The organism is Actinoallomurus spadix, from assembly GCF_024055725.1.
GTDB classification, from domain to species: Bacteria; Actinomycetota; Actinomycetes; order Streptosporangiales; family Streptosporangiaceae; genus Actinoallomurus; species Actinoallomurus spadix.
Genome location: NZ_JAMXMX010000016.1, coordinates 83,950 through 99,974 on the forward strand (window position 1 = coordinate 83,950; position 16,025 = coordinate 99,974).

The 16,025-nt window shown below is 72.3% G+C and carries 15 protein-coding genes; 4 read left to right on the forward strand and 11 right to left on the reverse strand.

What is annotated here, in order from left to right; translation table 11 throughout:
- Window positions 1-9 precede the first annotated feature (9 nt).
- On the reverse strand, window positions 10-411 hold the full coding sequence (locus tag NE235_RS23530; RefSeq protein WP_252806531.1) for a nitroreductase family deazaflavin-dependent oxidoreductase: 402 nt from the start codon (window positions 409-411) through the stop codon (window positions 10-12).
- A gap of 98 nt (window positions 412-509) precedes the next feature.
- Window positions 510-1,301, reverse strand: coding sequence for a class II aldolase/adducin family protein (locus NE235_RS23535; RefSeq protein WP_252806533.1), 792 nt, complete (start codon window positions 1,299-1,301; stop codon window positions 510-512).
- Window positions 1,302-1,410: 109 nt separating this feature from the next.
- On the opposite strand from NE235_RS23535, the gene NE235_RS23540 reads away from it, so the two are divergent.
- A complete protein-coding gene (locus tag NE235_RS23540; RefSeq protein ID WP_252806535.1) occupies window positions 1,411-2,529 on the forward strand; it encodes a helix-turn-helix domain-containing protein in 1,119 nt (372 codons plus the stop codon).
- On the opposite strand, the gene NE235_RS23545 is transcribed toward NE235_RS23540, so the two are convergent.
- The 3 genes from NE235_RS23545 to NE235_RS23555 form a co-directional block, all read right to left on the reverse strand.
- A complete protein-coding gene (locus NE235_RS23545) occupies window positions 2,495-3,271 on the reverse strand; it encodes a LysE family translocator (protein ID WP_252806537.1) in 777 nt (258 codons plus the stop codon). The genes NE235_RS23540 and NE235_RS23545 overlap by 35 nt on opposite strands.
- A gap of 134 nt (window positions 3,272-3,405) precedes the next feature.
- Window positions 3,406-4,815 (reverse strand): aldehyde dehydrogenase family protein, encoded by a 1,410-nt coding sequence (locus tag NE235_RS23550; RefSeq protein ID WP_252806539.1) that lies wholly within the window; start codon window positions 4,813-4,815, stop codon window positions 3,406-3,408.
- A gap of 68 nt (window positions 4,816-4,883) precedes the next feature.
- The gene (locus tag NE235_RS23555; RefSeq protein ID WP_252806541.1) at window positions 4,884-5,678 is read right to left on the reverse strand and encodes an NEW3 domain-containing protein; all 795 of its coding nucleotides are present in this window, start codon (window positions 5,676-5,678) and stop codon (window positions 4,884-4,886) included.
- A gap of 332 nt (window positions 5,679-6,010) precedes the next feature.
- Between NE235_RS23555 and NE235_RS23560 the strand changes: the two genes are divergently transcribed.
- On the forward strand, window positions 6,011-7,474 hold the full coding sequence (locus NE235_RS23560; protein ID WP_252806543.1) for an alpha/beta hydrolase: 1,464 nt from the start codon (window positions 6,011-6,013) through the stop codon (window positions 7,472-7,474).
- Window positions 7,475-7,720: 246 nt separating this feature from the next.
- Complete coding sequence (locus tag NE235_RS23565; RefSeq protein WP_252806545.1) at window positions 7,721-8,788, forward strand: alpha/beta hydrolase; 1,068 nt, start codon at window positions 7,721-7,723, stop codon at window positions 8,786-8,788.
- Between the two features lie 110 nt (window positions 8,789-8,898).
- On the opposite strand, the gene NE235_RS23570 is transcribed toward NE235_RS23565, so the two are convergent.
- The 3 genes from NE235_RS23570 to NE235_RS23580 form a co-directional block, all read right to left on the reverse strand.
- The gene (locus NE235_RS23570) at window positions 8,899-9,552 is read right to left on the reverse strand and encodes a hypothetical protein (RefSeq protein ID WP_252806547.1); all 654 of its coding nucleotides are present in this window, start codon (window positions 9,550-9,552) and stop codon (window positions 8,899-8,901) included.
- Complete coding sequence (locus NE235_RS23575; RefSeq protein WP_252806549.1) at window positions 9,549-10,277, reverse strand: hypothetical protein; 729 nt, start codon at window positions 10,275-10,277, stop codon at window positions 9,549-9,551. Before NE235_RS23575 ends, NE235_RS23570 begins: the two co-directional genes overlap by 4 nt.
- A gap of 141 nt (window positions 10,278-10,418) precedes the next feature.
- Window positions 10,419-11,321, reverse strand: coding sequence for a CDP-alcohol phosphatidyltransferase family protein (locus tag NE235_RS23580; RefSeq protein WP_252806551.1), 903 nt, complete (start codon window positions 11,319-11,321; stop codon window positions 10,419-10,421).
- 297 nt (window positions 11,322-11,618) lie between these two features.
- On the opposite strand from NE235_RS23580, the gene NE235_RS23585 reads away from it, so the two are divergent.
- Complete coding sequence (locus tag NE235_RS23585) at window positions 11,619-13,040, forward strand: NAD-dependent succinate-semialdehyde dehydrogenase (RefSeq protein WP_252806553.1); 1,422 nt, start codon at window positions 11,619-11,621, stop codon at window positions 13,038-13,040.
- A gap of 52 nt (window positions 13,041-13,092) precedes the next feature.
- On the opposite strand, the gene NE235_RS23590 is transcribed toward NE235_RS23585, so the two are convergent.
- The 3 genes from NE235_RS23590 to NE235_RS23600 all read right to left on the reverse strand — a co-directional run bounded on the left by NE235_RS23590 (window position 13,093) and on the right by NE235_RS23600 (window position 15,912).
- Entirely contained in the window at window positions 13,093-14,145 is a 1,053-nt protein-coding gene (locus NE235_RS23590; protein ID WP_252806554.1) for an ABC transporter substrate-binding protein, read from the reverse strand.
- 83 nt (window positions 14,146-14,228) lie between these two features.
- Window positions 14,229-15,077, reverse strand: coding sequence for an ABC transporter permease (locus NE235_RS23595; protein WP_252806556.1), 849 nt, complete (start codon window positions 15,075-15,077; stop codon window positions 14,229-14,231).
- Window positions 15,067-15,912, reverse strand: a complete 846-nt coding sequence (locus NE235_RS23600; protein ID WP_252806558.1) for an ABC transporter ATP-binding protein — start codon at window positions 15,910-15,912, stop codon at window positions 15,067-15,069. Before NE235_RS23600 ends, NE235_RS23595 begins: the two co-directional genes overlap by 11 nt.
- Window positions 15,913-16,025: the final 113 nt, after the last annotated feature.

Consider the following 16,025-nt stretch of genomic DNA (forward strand, 5'->3'; position numbering starts at 1 on the left):
CCGGACGCGTCAGACGCGTTCGAGCACCACGACGGGGATATCCCGTGAGGTCTTCTGCTGGTACTCGTCGTACGCAGGCCAGGTGGCGGTCATCTTCCGCCACAGGCCGGGCTTCTCCTCCGGGGTGGCCGTGCGGGCGCGCGCGGTGAACCTGTCACCGCGCACCTGCACGGTCACCTCCGGGTCGGCCTGGAGGTTGAGGTACCACAGCGGAGGCTCGTCCGCGCCGCCCTTGGACGCGACGACGAGATAGTCGTCGCCGTTCTTCTGGTAGATCAGCGGGGTCGTACGCCGCCGGCCGGTCTTGCGGCCGGTGGTCGTCAGGAGCAGCGTGACCGTGCCCTGCCAGTCATGGCCCTCCGCCCCGTCGGTCTCGACGTAGCGGCGTACGTGCTCTTCACCGAACAGCATCGGGGTCACCCTTCCAGTCGTATGCCTACGGAACTGGAAATGGCCGCCCCCTGCGGATATTCCGGCGGCGCGGGCCGCGCCGCCGGGCCGGCCGATCGTCACTCGAACAGGTCGGGCTGTTCGCGGACGATCTGGTCGTACAGCGGCTGGTAGTTGATCCACGCCACGAGGTCGTTGCCGAGCTGGTCGTGGGTGAGCTTGGCGTTCTCCTGGGAGATGTGCACCACCCGGCCGGCGGCCTTGGCGAGCAGCTGGACCTGGCAGGAGCGCTCCATCGTGATGAACCACCAGGCGGCGGCGTCGACCGTGTCCCCGACCGTGACCAGGCCGTGGTTGCGCAGGATCACGGCCTTCCGGTCGCCGAGGGTCGTGGCGATGCGCCGGCCCTCCTCCAGGTCGGTCACCACGCCGGTGTAGTCGTCGAACAGGGCGTGGTCCTCGTAGAACGCGCACACGTCCTGCGTGATCGGCTCCAGCAACTCGCCGAGGGCCGACAGCGCCCGGCCGTGCACGGAGTGGCTGTGCGCGGCGGCCACGACGTCGGGCCGCGCCTGGTGGATCTGGGAGTGGATGGCGAACGCCGCCTCGTTGACGGGGTAGCGGCCCTGGACGACCTTGCCCTCGTGGTTCACGAGGATGAGGTCGCTCACCCGGATGTGCTTGAACGACATCCCGAACGGGTTCACCCAGAAGTGGTCGGTCAGCTCGGGGTCGCGCGCGGTGATGTGCCCGGCGACACCCTCCTCGAAGCCGAACTTGCCGAACAGCCGCAGCGCCGCCGCGAGCCGCTCCTTGCGATGCCGCCGCTCCTCCTCGACCGTCTCGAACGTCGGCGGCAGGTTGAAGATCAGCTCTTGCGGGGGCAGTTTGTCCAGGAACTCGTCTGCCATGGGGTTGACTCCTTCGCCGGTTGTCTCCTAATACCAAACCTGATCCGATGACGCCTCGCATAGCCGTGCCGGCGCCAAGGAAGCTTGCGGTGATTATCCGAAGGGGCCAATGGACCGGTTCAGCGAGCTGTTGAGAGACGACGACGGAGCGATCGCGGACGCCGCCGTGCGGGCCGCCCGGGTGCACTCCGCCCCGGTCGCGGCCCTCCCGGAGGACGAGGTCCGCCGGCACGTACGGGCGGTGGTGCGGGCCGCGATCGGCGCGATCACGGCGGGGGGAGAGCTGGCCGAGACGGACCTGCGGGCCGCCGGGCGGCTCGGCGCCGACCGCGCGCGCCAGGGTGTGCCGGTCGCCGCGCTCCTCGACGGGTTCCAGGCCGGGCGGGCACTGATCGTGCGCACGGTCGTCGAACGCGGCCGCGCCGCGGGGCTGCCCGCCGACGACCTCCTCGAGGGGATGATCCGGATCGACGCGGTCACCACGGCGCTGGAGCACCGCATGGTCCACGCGCACCGGATCGCCGAGATGGAGATGGCGCGGACGACGCGCGACGCGCACGCGCAGGTGCTGCGGCGCGTGCTGCACGGCGAGGGCGGTGACCTCGCGCCGCTCGACGCCGCGCGCGCCTACCACTGCCTGGCCGGCGACGTCGCCGACCCGCGCACGGCCGTGTCCCTGGAGCGGCGGCTCACCGGTGGCCTGTGCGGGCTGGTCGACGGCCGCCTCGCCGCGCTCGTGCCGCGGCTGCCGGACCTGCCACCCGGCACGCCGCTGCTGGTCGCGTCCCCGGCGGTGCCCCTGGCCGACATCCCCGCGATGTACGCGCTCTGCCGGGCGGCGCTGGGCGCGGTCGACGGGGAACACGGCCTGCACCGGCTGCCCGACCTCGCTCTCGCGGTGGCGACCTCGGGCGCGCCGGACCTCGGGCGGCTGCTGGCCGACACCCTCCTCGACCGGCTGGATCCGCGCGATGACTTCCACCGGCAACTCGCCGAGACCGCCCTGGCCTACCTCGACAACGACAAGCGGATCGAGCCGACGGCCGGGGCCCTGCACGTCCACCCGAACACCGTGAAGTACCGCGTGCGGCGATTCGGCGACATCACCGGCCGGTGCCTGGTGCCGCCGACCGGCGGGGCGGTCGCCCACTCCGCGCACTGGTGGTGGGCACTGCGCACCTGGCTGGGCCCGGCTAGCGATCGCCCTCCAGGGCCACCGCGGCGCTGATGGCGATCAGCGCGGCGCCGGCCAGGCCGTCGAGGACCCGCCGGGCCGTGCCTCCGCGCAGCACCCGGGAGATCGGCCCGATCGCGAAGGAGAAGGTCCGCCACCACACCACCGCGACCGCGAGGAAGATGACGGCGAGGGTCGCGGTCGTGCGCAGCCGGGGTTCGTCGTGCGCCACGAACTGCGGCAGCAGGGTCAGGAAGAGCAGCGCGATCTTCGGGTTGAGCAGGTTGGTGATCAGGCCCTGCCGGAAGACGGCGCCGCCGGTGGGGGACGCGGACCGCGGGCCGTCCGCCGTGCCCGGCGCCGCTCTGCGGACACGCCCGGCCGGGTCACGCCTCCCCGGGGCCGCCGTCGTCGCGACCGGGTGCGCCGGAACCGCCGCCTCGGCGACCGCCGCACCGGGCATCGCCTCCAGAGCGGCGCCGGTCTCGGCCTCTCCGGCGCCGTCGACGGACATGATCGCCGAGATCAGCATCCGGACGCCCAGATAGGCGAGATAGGCGGCGCCCGCCAGTTTGACCACCGTGTACGCGGTGGCGGAGGCGGCGAGGATCGCGGACAGCCCGAGCACCGCCGCCGTGGCGTGGACCGAGATGCCCAGGCAGCAGCCCAGCCCGGTCAGCCAGGCGGCACGGCTGCCGGCGCTCAGGCCGTTGCGTACGACGAGGAGCATGTCGGGGCCGGGGGTCACGGTGAGGAGCGCGACGACGCCCAGGAAGGGGAACAACAGTTCGGGCACGCGCTCATCGTAGGCGGTCGGGTCCCGGCAGATTCGGCAGAAGTACCGTCTTCGCGGCGAACTTGACGAACCTGAGATGACCCGGCGCCTTCCGGCGCCGGTGCCCGGGCGCGTGTCCCGCCCCGGAGTGGCGGTCAGCGCTTGGCGCGGTGCACGACCTGAATCTCGGTGAAGCCGGCGAGGCCCCACGTTCCGTTCTCGACGCCGATACCGCTCCACTTGAAACCGCCGAACGGCTGGTGCGGCGCGAGGGCCAGGTGCGTGTTCACCCAGGCGGTCCCGCACTCCAGGCGCTCGGCGACCTCGGCGGCCCGGTCCGCGTCGGTGCCCCAGACGGAGCCGGACAGGCCGAAGTGGGTGGCGTTCGCGCGGGCGACCGCGTCCTCGACGTCGGTGTACCGCAGCACGGGCAGGGCCGGCCCGAACTGCTCCTCGTCGACGATCCGGATCCCCTCGGCGACGTCGGTCAGGATGGTCGGCGCGAAGAAGTAGCCGGGGCCGTCGATCGGCGCGCCGCCGGCCGCGGCCCGCGCCCCGTGCGCGAGCGCGTCGGCCACCAGTTCCCGGACCCGCTCGTACTGCGGCCGGTTGTTGACCGGACCGTACTGGACGCCCTCGTCGAGGCCGTTCCCCACCTTCACCGACCGCGCCTTCGCGGCGAGCGCCTCGACGACGTCGTCGTACAGCCGGTCCGGGACGTACACCCGCTTGATGGCCGAGCACACCTGGCCGTTGTTGGCGAAGGCCTGGTCGAAGACCCGACCGGCGACCAGCGCCGGGTCGGCGTCGTCGAGCACGATCGCCGGGTCGTTGCCGCCGAGCTCCAGGGTGGTCCGCTTGAGGTCCGGGGCCGCCGCCGCGGCGACCCTCTTACCCGTCTCGATCGACCCGGTGAAGCTGATCTTGCGCGGCACCGGGTGCGAGGTCATCCACGCGCCGAGGTCGTCGCCGCCGCTGACGACGTTCAGTACGCCGGGCGGGAGCACCTCACGCAGCAGTTCGCCGACCTTCAGTGTCGTCAGCGGGGTGTACGGGGAGGGCTTGAGAACGACGGTGTTGCCGGCCAGCAGCGCCGGGGCGATCTTCCACGCGGCGAGGATGAGCGGGAAGTTCCACGGCGTGATCGCCGCGACGACCCCGAGCGGGCGGCGTACGACCTCCACCCTGGCGCGGTCGTCGTCCTGGATGACCTCGCGGGGGATCTCCAGATCGGCGAAGTGCTGGAGCCAGATGGCGGCACCCATGATCTCGACCCGGGCGTCCTGGAGGGGTTTGCCCTGCTCTGCCGTCAAAGTCGCGGCGAGGTCACCGCCGGCCGCGGCCATGAGCACGTCCGCCGCGGCCTTCAGCGCCGTGCGCCGGGTGGCCTCGCCGCTCCGCCATGCCGGGTACGCCGTCGCCGCCGCGTCGAACGCCGCGTCGAGCTGGGCTCGCGAGCAGTCCGGCGCGGCGGCGTGCGGCGACCCGGTCGCCGGATTGATCACCTCGAACGCCGCCGTGGTCTCCACGGCCGCGCCGCCGATCGTCATGGTGAACTCGGGCACCGGTACCTCCTGGAAGCAGAACCGAATTCCGTTCAGTTTGGCCCCAGGAGGTCCGTCTTGGCCAGGATCTATCGACGTTCCCTCACCATGACGCGGATCGAGGTCTGCGGGCCCGGAATGGTCAGCACTCCCACCATCCCCCGCGACCAGGCGGTCAGCCGCACGGCACCGGGCCGGCCCTGAACGACCATCGGGACGAGGACGGCCGCGCTGTGCCCCGGCGCGAGCGCACCCAGGTCACAGCCCAGGTACTCGCCGCGGCGCAGGCAGCCCCGCCCTTCGCGGGCGGACCAGCCGGCCGGGATGGCGGCGACCAGCTGCGCGTGTTCGAGCGGCCGGTTGCCGGTGTTGGTGAGCGTCCAGCGCACCGTCTGCAGCTCGCCGGGCGAGACCTCCCAGTGCGCGGCCTGTCCGGTGAGGTGCATCGCGTAGGCCGACCGGCCCGGCTGCGGCTGCGGCTGCGGGTCGCCGGGCCGGATCCGCACCGGACGCCCGGGCATCGGCCGGCCCTGCTGCGCGTCTCCCGGCCGGACGCCGGCGTTCTGCTCGCCGGGGCGGTCGGGACGCGGCTCGGCGCGCCTCGCCTGGACGGCGGTGTGCGCGAGAGGCCGGGTCTGCCCACCCCGCACGTGGGCGGCGGGCACCGCCGCCTGCCGCGCGTGCTCGGGCTGCGCGTGGGCGGCGTTCTGCGCGCCGGGCCGTGCCGCCTCGTGCTGTGCGTCGGCGGGCCGGGCGTGCGCGGCGTTCTGCGCGCCGGGCCGTTCCGGCTGCGGGTGCGCCGGCCGGGCGTGCGCCGCCTGAGCCTGCGGGGCCAGACCGAGCAGGCCGGTGCCGATGAGTGCGGTGATCGCGTATGAGCGCATGACGTCCCCCCTGGTGGTGATCAGCGCAGACGCTAGCCGCGCGCTCCCCGGGCGATCCGGCGAGCGCGCGGGACTTGGCCCAGTTCTGGCGCGGTCACGGTGATCGATTGACGTCCGCAGCGCCCCGCCCTCCTCCGCGTCCACACCGCCACCGCCGCGTCCGGCCCGGCTTCACCCGCGCCCGGCCCTGGCTCACGTTCACTCCGCCACCGCCGGGTCCGGGGACGCACAAGGCGGCCGTACGGCGTACCGAATGGCCGGCAGAGGTCAGAGAAGCGCCAACCCGTGCGCCGGGGATGGTCCCCGGCGCGGCCGGTCGTCAGAATCCGCACATGCGATCACGACTTCTCGTCACCGCGGTCGTCGCCACCACCGTGGCCGCGATCGGCGGCCCGGCCGCCGCGGACGGCACCCCGTCACCGGCGGCCCGCGGCACCGCGCACCCCGCCGGGGCTCCGGCCGCACCGGGCCGCCCCCGGCTGGCCGACCCGCACCCCTGCCCGGACCAGCCCGGCTTCACCTGCTCCACACTGCGCGTCCCGCTCGACCATCGCGGCAAGGTGCCCGGGACGCTCGACCTGCAGGTCGCCACCGCGGACAACACGGGCGCGCCGAAGGGCGTCCTGCTGTTCCTCACCGGCGGGCCCGGCCAGCCCGGCGTGCCGTACATCTCCCGGATCGCCACACAGCGGCTGCCGGAGCTCGCCAAGGACTACCGGTTCGTCATGCTGGACCAGCGCGGCACCGGTGAGTTCGGCGCGATCGACTGCCCGCGGCTGCAGGCCGAGGTCGGCAGCTCCGACATCGCCGCGCCCACCTCCGCCGCCATCGAGGAGTGCGCCGGCGTCCTCGGCGGCCGGCGCGGCCTCTACAGCACCGAACAGACCGTCGCCGACTATGAGGCGCTCCGCCGGGCGCTCGGCGTGGACACGATGGTCGTCGACGGCGTCTCGTACGGCAGCTTCACCGCGGCCCGGTACGCCGTCGCCCATCCGGCCCGCGTCCGTAAGGTCGTCCTCGACTCGGTGCTGCCGCACGTCGACCCGCAGGCCGACGACGGCCTGTACTTCGTCGGCCTGCACGCCCAGGCGCGGGTGCTGCGCGACGCCTGCGCGACCGCGCCCGCCTGCGCCTCCGACCCCGCCGAGGACCTGGCCTGGGTGGTCCGCCACCGCACCGCCGCGGACGGGGTGAAGATCTTCGACACGATCGTGTCCTACGAGTTCCTGGACCCGACCTACCGCGACCCGAACCCGCCCGGCCTGCCCTCCGGGCACGGCGACCTCGTCGGCGCGCTGCACGCCGCCCGGCACGGCGATCCGGCCCGCCTCGACACGATCATCGCCGACCTGGCGCCGGGCGGGGACCCCGTCACCTCGTACAGCTCCGGGCTGCACATCGACGCGTTCTGCTCCGACGGAGTCTTTCCGTGGGGCCGGTCCGACGCGCCCCTGGGCAGCCGGCAGGCGAGGCTGGACCGGACGCTCCGGCGCACCGACCCGCGCCGCGTATGGCCTTACACGCTCGCGACGTCGGCGGGCAACGGTTTCACCCAGGAGTGCCTGCGCTGGTCCTCACGCCCGGCCGCCGAGCCGCCGGCCCGCCTGCCCGGCGTCCCGGTGCTGCTGCTGAACGGCGACCACGACCTGTCCACGCCGCTCGAGTGGGCGTACGAGGAGGCGGCGCACGCGCCGAACGGCAAGGTCGTCGTCGTCAAGGGCGCCTCGCACTCGATCCAGAACCGCGAGCACGGTCACGCGGGCCGGGACGCGGTGATCGCCTTCCTCGCCCGCTGACGGCACGGCGACGAGCGACCGGGGCCGGGTGGCGCGTCCACCCGGCCCCTCGTGCGCACGGACGGGACCGCCGGCCGCCGGACGCGCGCCGCGGGCGGGCCACGGGCGAGCCGCGAACGGGCCGCGGGCGGATTCCGGGGGTGAACAACGCCCGAAATGAGGATGAACCGGGAGGCGAGGCCGCTGTCCGCCGCTTAGCCTCGGCCTGCTCGCGTCAACGGTTCTCCGGGGGACTTCATGGGACTGATGGGCTGGCCGCTACTCGTCGCGGTCATCGTCCTCGCCGTCGCGGGCCCGGTGGCCTGCCTCTACCTGTGGAACCGCGTGACGGGGCGGCTCGCCGTCGCGGGCCGCCTGTTCATGATCGTCATATGCCAGGTGTTCGCGGTCCTCGTCGGCGGAGTCGGCCTGAACCACTACTTCGAGTTCTACGCCTCATGGAGCGACCTGTTCGGCGGCGGCAAGGGCGGGGGGACCCCCATCGAGCAGGTCGGCGCGGGAGGCACGGGCGCGCGGGTGCGCTTCGAACGGACCGCGAAGGTGGATCCGGACGTCTACACCGCGACGGTCACCGGCGAGCGCTCCGGCGTGCGCTCCCGCATCCTGGTCTGGGTGCCGCCCGGCTACGGTTCGCCGGCCAACGCCCACCAGACCTATCCCGTCGTGGAACTGCTGCCCGGCTACCCCGGGACCCCCTCGACGTGGTTCCACGCCGTCCACGGCGCCATCGCCCTCAAGGAGGCCATGGCGTCCGGCCACGCGCATCCGTTCATCCTGGTCGCCCCCGTGACGACGGTCGTGCACGGCCGCGACACCGAGTGCGTCGACTTCCCCGGCGGGCCCCGCGTCGAGACCTGGCTCACCGACGACGTACGCCAGGCGGTGACACGGGCGTTCCGCGTCCAGCCGGATCGGAGCGCCTGGGGGCTCATGGGCTTCTCCACCGGCGGCTACTGCGCGGCGAAGATGGCGATCCGCCGGCCCGACCTGTTCAGCGCGGCCGTCACGATGCAGGGAGACGCCGTGCCCCAGACGCCGGAGGTCCGCCGCGACCACGCCCTGTTCACCCAGAACTCGGTGCTCGACCTGCTGCGCACGCACCGCCCGCCGATCGCCCTGCTGCTGGCGGGCACCCGGCAGGACCGTGGGTCCGATCGGGCGATCAACCAGATCATGCCGCTGGTACGGCCGCCGACGACGGCCTTCCTGTACGTCCTGCCCAAGGGCGGCCACAACGCCTCCGTCTGGAATTCGATGCTGCCGCAGGCGTACGCCTGGCTGAGCGCCCGCCTGTCCGCCCCGCACCCTTCGTGAATCCCAGGGCGGCGAGGCCCGCGAGGTTCTCCCGGGGGCCGTTGCCTGACGTCAACGCGAAGCGGCGGGCGCCCGAGGCGCCCGCCGCTCCCACGGCCTGGCCGGTGGCGTCAGAGTGAGGTGAGGCGGTCGAGCAGATCGCCGTAGGCGCGCAGCGCCGTGCGCAGGCGCTCGGTGTCCGCGTCGCCGTTCCACCGGTCCCGCAGGCCCCGCTGCTGATCCGCCAGGGCACCGGTCAGCGCGGTCACGGCCTCCTCGCACAGGGCACCGGCCTGCTTCACGGCGTCGCGCGGGTCGTCGACGAAGCCGGCCTTGACCTCGCGCCACCGCGATGAGAACCGGTCCGCGTCGTCCCGGCGGATCAGCCGTTCGGCTGCCGTATCCGGCGTCGCGCCCGGGCCGGACCCGTCCGCCGTGGCGCCGGGGTCCGGTGTGGCCACCGGGGCCGTCGACGCCGGCGATCCGCCAGGAGCGTACGGCCGGGCGGTGGCCGTGGGCCCGGCCGTACGCTCGCCCAGCGGGTCGGCCGGTCCGCCCGGCACGACCTGGGACGCGCGGGAGTCGTCGCGGCCGGAGCCGGTCGTGCTCCGCTGCTCGTCCTCGGTGCGGCTCGACAGGATGATCTTGTCCGGTTCCGTGTCGCGGTCCTCGGCGGCCGTCCGCCCGCGTCCCTCGTCGGCGCCGGTCACCGGCACGCCCGCGACGGGGCGGTCACCGGGCAGGGGACGGGCACGTTCATCGGTCCGGTCCTGGCGATCCCTCATCGTCTCCGTCCCTTCGTTGCCTCGGCGTCCTCCCGTGACTCGCCGGACTTGACCGGCTCGCCGGACTCGTCGACCCGCTGGAACCGGACCGGACCCTCGGCCGACCCGGATCGGTCCGCTTCATCGGCGCGCCCGGACCGGTCCGGCTCGTCGGCGCGCCGGGTGCCGGCGGGCTCGCGGGGGCCGGACGCCCCATCGTCGCCGAGCAGGTCGGCGAACAGGGCGCGGTAGTGGACCATCGCCTGGCGCAGGTCCTCGGTGCTCGCCCGCCCCGCGTCGGCTCGGCCGCGGATGTCGTGGGCCGTCCGGTACCGGCCGATCGTGCCGGCGTGCTCCACGGACAGGTCCGCGACCTGCTGCTCGTAGTCCTCGGTGGGGTAGCCGCGGTCCTTCATCACGCGGACGAGAAGGTTGTCCGCCTCGGCCACGGCGCTCTGGGGGGAGTCGACGAAGTGTTCCTGTACCCGCTGCCAGTCGGCGCGGTACCGGTCGCGCGCCGCCGGGTCGAGGGGACGGATCGGCAGTTCCCGGTGCCGCTGCTCGCGGGCGCGCAGTTCCTGCTCGGCCTCTCGGGTGTTGTTATGACGTTCCACGGTGCGGTCGTACTCGGGCCCGAACCTCTCGCGCAGCCGGCGGCGCTGCTGCTGCCGATGGGCGAGGAGGCCCAAGGCCACGACGACCAGCACCGCGACGATCACGATGACGGCCACTGTGGCGGTCGACATGATTGCCTCCGATGGTGGGCTGTGATGAACGCCACGTGCCCGCAAAAATCTGGTCAAAACAAATGCCCGGGCCGGGGCCGCCGAAGAGCGGTTCCGGCCCGGGCGTCGTACCGGGCTCTAGGGAAGGGGTGGACGAACCGGTCACGAGACCCGTGCGGGCTCGGGGCTCCCCTTCTTGATCTCCGCGAGGGCGCGAGTGAAGTCGCGGGAGGACAGCCACAGCTTGTACATGATGGCGAACTCGAACACGAGCAACAGGGCGGCCGCGCCGATGGTGACGGGGATGATCTGGTTCACCAGCGGGGCGATGATGAACACCGCCATCTGGAACTCGATGCCGCTCACCAGGTGGGTACGGACGCGGTGGTCACGCAGCCAGTCGCGGACGCGGATGTACCAGGAGAAGCGGGAGCGGAACTCCTGCTGCAGGTCGATGACCTCGACGGCACGCGTCTTGATCTCGTCCGGGTCGAGCTCGGGGTCCTCACGCAGCAGGTCCTCGGCGAACACGGGCGTCTGGCCGGCGGTCGACTCCTCGACCGCCTTCTTGAGCTCCGCGCGCATCTGGCGCCGGACCTTCGCCACCTGGAGGGCGTCGACGTAGCGGAGCATGTCGAGGAACACGACCGCGATGCCGAGGAGGAGGTAGATGTCCTTGCCGGTGTGGTGGTACTCCCCCCACATCAGCGCGAGGGTGCAGGTGAGGACCCGGATGCGGTCGAAGACGTAGTCGAGCCAGCCGCCGAGCACCGTACCGGTGCCCTTGAGCCGCGCGATCTTGCCGTCCATGCAGTCCAGCACGAAGCTGAAGTGGTAGAGAACGGCGCCCAGGACCAGCCACTTCCAGTCCGCCGTGAGGAAACAGCCGGCCGAGCCGAGGCCGAGGAAGAGCGCGCCCCAGGTGATCTGGTTCGGCGTGATGGAGGTGCGGTTGGCGGTTCCGACGACGAGCCGGCCGGCCAGGGGATCCACGAGGAACACCGTCCACCAGGCGTCCCGGGCCTTGAAGGTCTGGGACTTCACCTCTTCCAGCGTGAACTTCATACGGTTGGCCCCTTGGTCATATTGAGGGTGGCCCGGAACGCGCCGAGCCGGAGGATTTTGGTTGGTACTCCGTGAGACGCTCTGGCAGATTGCCAGGTTTACGGGATGTTTACCGGAACTTCGGGGTCTTTGTGGTTTAGGTATGCCGAGGGGGCGCCGACTTAGGTATGCCTAGGGCGTCGGTTCAGGTATGCCTAGGGACGCCAGAGCGTCCGCCGTGCCGGTGCCGACCTGCGGAGGATGGCCCCCGTCTCGGTGGGTAACGTGCGGAGCGAGAGGCTCTGGGAGGCGATCAGCATGGAGAACAGGCTCTTCATCGGCGGCACCTGGACGGCGGCGGAGACGTCCTTCGACGTCACCGATCCGTCGACCGGCGAGGTGTTCGCCTCGGTCGCGGACGCCGGCGCCGACGCGGCGGTGCGCGCGCTCGACGCCGCCGCGGCTGCCCAGGCGTCCTGGGCGGCGACCGCGCCGCGCGAGCGTTCGGAGATCCTGCGCCGCGCGTACGAGCTGATGCACGAGCGCGCCGAGGAACTGGCCCGGCTCACGACCCGGGAGATGGGACGCCCGCTGGCCGAGTCGCTGGGCGAGGTCGCCTATGCCGCCGAGTTCCTGCGCTGGTACGCCGAGGAGGCGGTCCGCGTCGGCGGCGAGTACCGGGTCGCCCCGGGCGGCGACTACCGGATCCTGACGACCCGGCAGCCGACCGGCCCGGCCTATCTGGTCACGCCGTGGAACTTCCCGCTGTCGATGGTCACCCGCAAGGTCGGCCCGGCGATCGCCGCGGGCTGCACGATGATCATCAAGCCGGCCGAGGCGACGCCGCTGTCCGCGTTGGCGCTGGGCGGCCTGTTGGCCGACGCCGGCGTGCCGGAGGGCGTTCTCAGCGTGCTGCCGACGAACCGCGCGCCCGAGGTGACCGACGCGCTCGTCGCCGACGGCCGGCTGCGGCTGCTGTCCTTCACCGGCTCGACGCCCGTGGGCAGGAAGCTCATGGAGCAGGCCGCGGGCAAGGTGCTGCGGACGACGATGGAACTCGGCGGGAACGCCCCGTTCCTCGTGTTCGACGACGCGGACCTGGACGCCGCGCTGAACGGCGCCGTGCTGGCCAAGATGCGCAACACCGGGGAGTCGTGCGTCGCGGCGAACCGGTTCATCGTCCACGAGGCCGTCGCCGAGGACTTCGCGGCCGGCCTCGCCGAGCGGCTCGGCGCCCTCCGGCTCGGTCCCGGTCTCGACCCGGAGACGGAGGTCGGCCCGCTGATCGACCAGCGGGCGCGCGACCGGGTCGCCGGCCTGGTGACCGACGCCCTCGAACGCGGCGCGACCCTGCGTACGGGAGGCAAGCCCGATGACGGACCCGGGTGGTTCTACCCGCCGACCGTGCTGAGCGGCGTGCCGGTGGACGCCCGCGTGATGCGCGAGGAGATCTTCGCCCCGGTCGCGCCGATCGCCGCCTTCCCCGACGAGGCGTCCATGATCGCGGCGGCCAACGACACCGAGGCGGGCCTGGTGGCCTACGCCTACACCCGTGACCTGAGCCGTGCGCTGCGGGTCGGGGAGGTGCTGGAGACCGGGATGGTCGGGATCAACCGCGGGCTCGTGTCCAACCCGGCGGCGCCGTTCGGCGGGGTCAAGGAGTCCGGGATCGGGCGCGAGGGCGGTTTCGAGGGCATCGACGACTACGTCGAGCTGAAGTACCTCGCCGTCGGCCTGTGAGAACGGTGCGCGGGCCCCGGGTACGCCACGCCGTCCCGGGACCCGCGTCCGGTCACTGCTTCGGCGCCTTGGAGACGTACTCGGTCGTGTACGTCTTGGACAGGTCGACGCTGTCCTGCCGGCCCTTGACGTTCGGGGAGAACTGGGCGAGGACGTTCAGGACGTTCTTGGCCCCGTCGGCGGGCATGACGCCGTCCGCGGTGAACATTCCGATGCTGTCGGTGACCGCCTTCTCGTACAGCTTGGGGTCCCCGCCGGCGTAGTCCGCCGGCATCTTCGCGGCGATCTCCGCCGGTTTGTGCGCCTTAATCCAGCCGAGCGTCTTGACGAAGGCGTTGGCCAGCTTCTGGACGGTCGCCGTGTTGTTCTTGACGTAGTCGCAGTTCATGTAGAGGGAGCTGGACGGGTACAGGCCGCCGAGCGCCGCCCTGGTGCCCGCCTCGGTGCGCATGTCGAGCAGGACCTTGCCCTGGCCGGTGGCGAGCAGCTTGGCGACCGTCGGGTCGGTGGTCATGCCCGCGTCGATGCCGCCGTTGTTCAGCGTCGCGATGAACGTCTGGCCCGCGCCCGCCTTCACGGTCGTGTACCCGGAGGTCGGCACGCCGTTCTTGGTCGCCAGGTACTGCGTCAGGAAGTCGGTGGAGGAGCCGGGACTGGTGACGCCGAGCCTCTTGCCCTTGAAGTCCGCCGGGGAGGTGATCCGTCCGGCCTTGCCGGCCGCCACGACCTCCACCTCGCCGGGGACCGCGGCGAGCTGGACGACGCTCTCGATGCACTTGCCCTTGGTCTGCAGGTCGATCGTGTGGTCGTAGAACCCGACGACGCCCTGGACGTCGCCCGAGATCAGGACGTTCTCGGCCTGTGCGCCCGCCGGTTCGGTGAGCAGCTGGACGTCGAGGCCCTGCTCCTTGAAGTAGCCGAGCTGCTCGGTCAGCTTGGCGGGCAGGTAGATGACCTTGTCGATGCCGCCGACCATGATCTTGACGGTTCCGTTCTGCCTCCCCCCGCTCCCGCCGGACGCGGTGCGCGAGTCACGGCAGGCGGCGAGGGACAGGGTGGTCGTGGCGGCGAGCGCCGCCGCGGCGACGCGGGTGAGGGTACGCATGTGAGCTCTCCTTGAGGCGGGTGGGGACGCCCGCCCGGGGCGGGGCGGACGGTCGGCGGGGGAGGGACGGGCCGGCTGCGGGGTCAGATCCGCGCCTCGTTGCCGGCCACGGGCGGGCGCCAGCGCAGCAGGCGGCGTTCGAGGAGGGTGAGCAGCCACTCGGCGAGCAGCGCGATCACCGTGATTACGATCATTCCGGCGTAGATGCCGGCCGAGTCGAACGTGCCCTGGGCGTGGTTGATCAGCAGGCCGAGGCCCTTGTCCGCACCGCTGTACTCGCCGACGATCGCGCCGATGATGGCGAAGCCGAAGGCCGAGTGCAGCGACGCGAGGATCCAGGAGGTCGCGCTGGGCACGACGATCGTGCGCAGCACCGCCGTACGGCTCGCGCCGAGGATCCGCGCGTTGTTCACCAGGTTGCGGTCGACCTCGCGGGCGCCCTGGAAGGCGTTGAAGAACACCGCGAAGAACACCAGGACGAACGCGGTCGCGACCTTCGATGACATGCCGAGGCCGAACCAGATGACGAACAGGGACGCCAGGATGATGCGGGGGATCGCGTTGGCGGCCTTGATGAACGGCGCGCAGACGTCGGACAGGAACCGGCTGCGGCCCAGGACGATGCCCAGCACCACGCCGCCGGCGCTGCCCAGCACGAACCCGATCAAGGCCTCTTCCAGCGTGTAGGCGATCTGCGTCCAGATCGAACCCTGCGACGTGCCGGTCGTGAACCAGTCGGTGAGCCGGTGCCAGATCGCGCTCGGCTTCGAGTAGTAGAACGGGTCGATCCAGTAGGTCGCCGCCAGCTCCCACGAGCCGAGCACGGCGACGACCAGCAGGACCCGTACGGCGTTCACGGTGACGGCCCGGCGGCGGCCCGCGGCGCGGGCCTGGGCGACGGCGGTCGCCTGGTCGTCCAGCTCAAGCAGCATTGCCGGCACCCCTCTCGCGGGCGATCTGAACCTCTTCCCGCAGCGACTCCCACACCTCGCGGTAGATCTCGAGGAACTCCGGGGTGAGCCGGATCTCCTCGGCGTCGCGCGGCCGTTCCAGCGGCACGTCGAAGACCGCCTTGACGGTGGCGGGACTCGCAGTCATCACCACGACCCGGTCACCGAGCACGACGGCCTCCTCCAGGTCGTGCGTGACGAAGACGACGGCCGCACCGCCGCCCTCCCCGAGCGGGTCGTCGCCGGCCCACAGGCGGAGCAGCTCGTCCTGCATGAGCCCGCGGGTCTGTACGTCCAGGGCGGAGAACGGCTCGTCCATGAGCAGGATGGACGGCTCGTTGACGAGCGTCTGGGCGAGGGCGACGCGCTTGCGCATGCCGCCCGAGAGCTGGTGCGGGTAGTAGGACTCGAAGTCGCCCAGGCCCACCCGGCGGACCCAGTCGCGCGCCTGCTCCCGTGCCTGGCGCTTGGCGGCGCCGCGGTACCGGGGGCCGGCGGCGACGTTGTCGAGGACCGTGCGCCAGGGCAGCACGGCGTCGTTCTGGAACATGTACCCGACTCCGGCGGGGATGCCCTCGACCGGCCGCCCGTGGACGAGGACCTCACCGGCCGAGGGGGGCTCCAGGCCCGAGACGAGGGACAGGGTCGTCGACTTGCCGCACCCCGTCGGGCCGACCACGGCGACGAACTCACCGGCGCGCACGGTCAGGTCGAGGTTCCGGACGGCGGTGTGCACTCCTCCCGAGGAGGAGCGGAACCGCTTGGTCGCGTCGCGGAGCTCGATCGCGGGGCCGTCAGGCTCTGCTTGCGTTGGCATGCCCGGAGGTTACGAGTGCGTTTCCAGGTCGTTAAGCCTTGCTCGCGATGTAATCGCAAGCCGTGTTTCCGGTAGTTGATGATCTTTTCGGCGTTTATCGCATTGTGCTCACT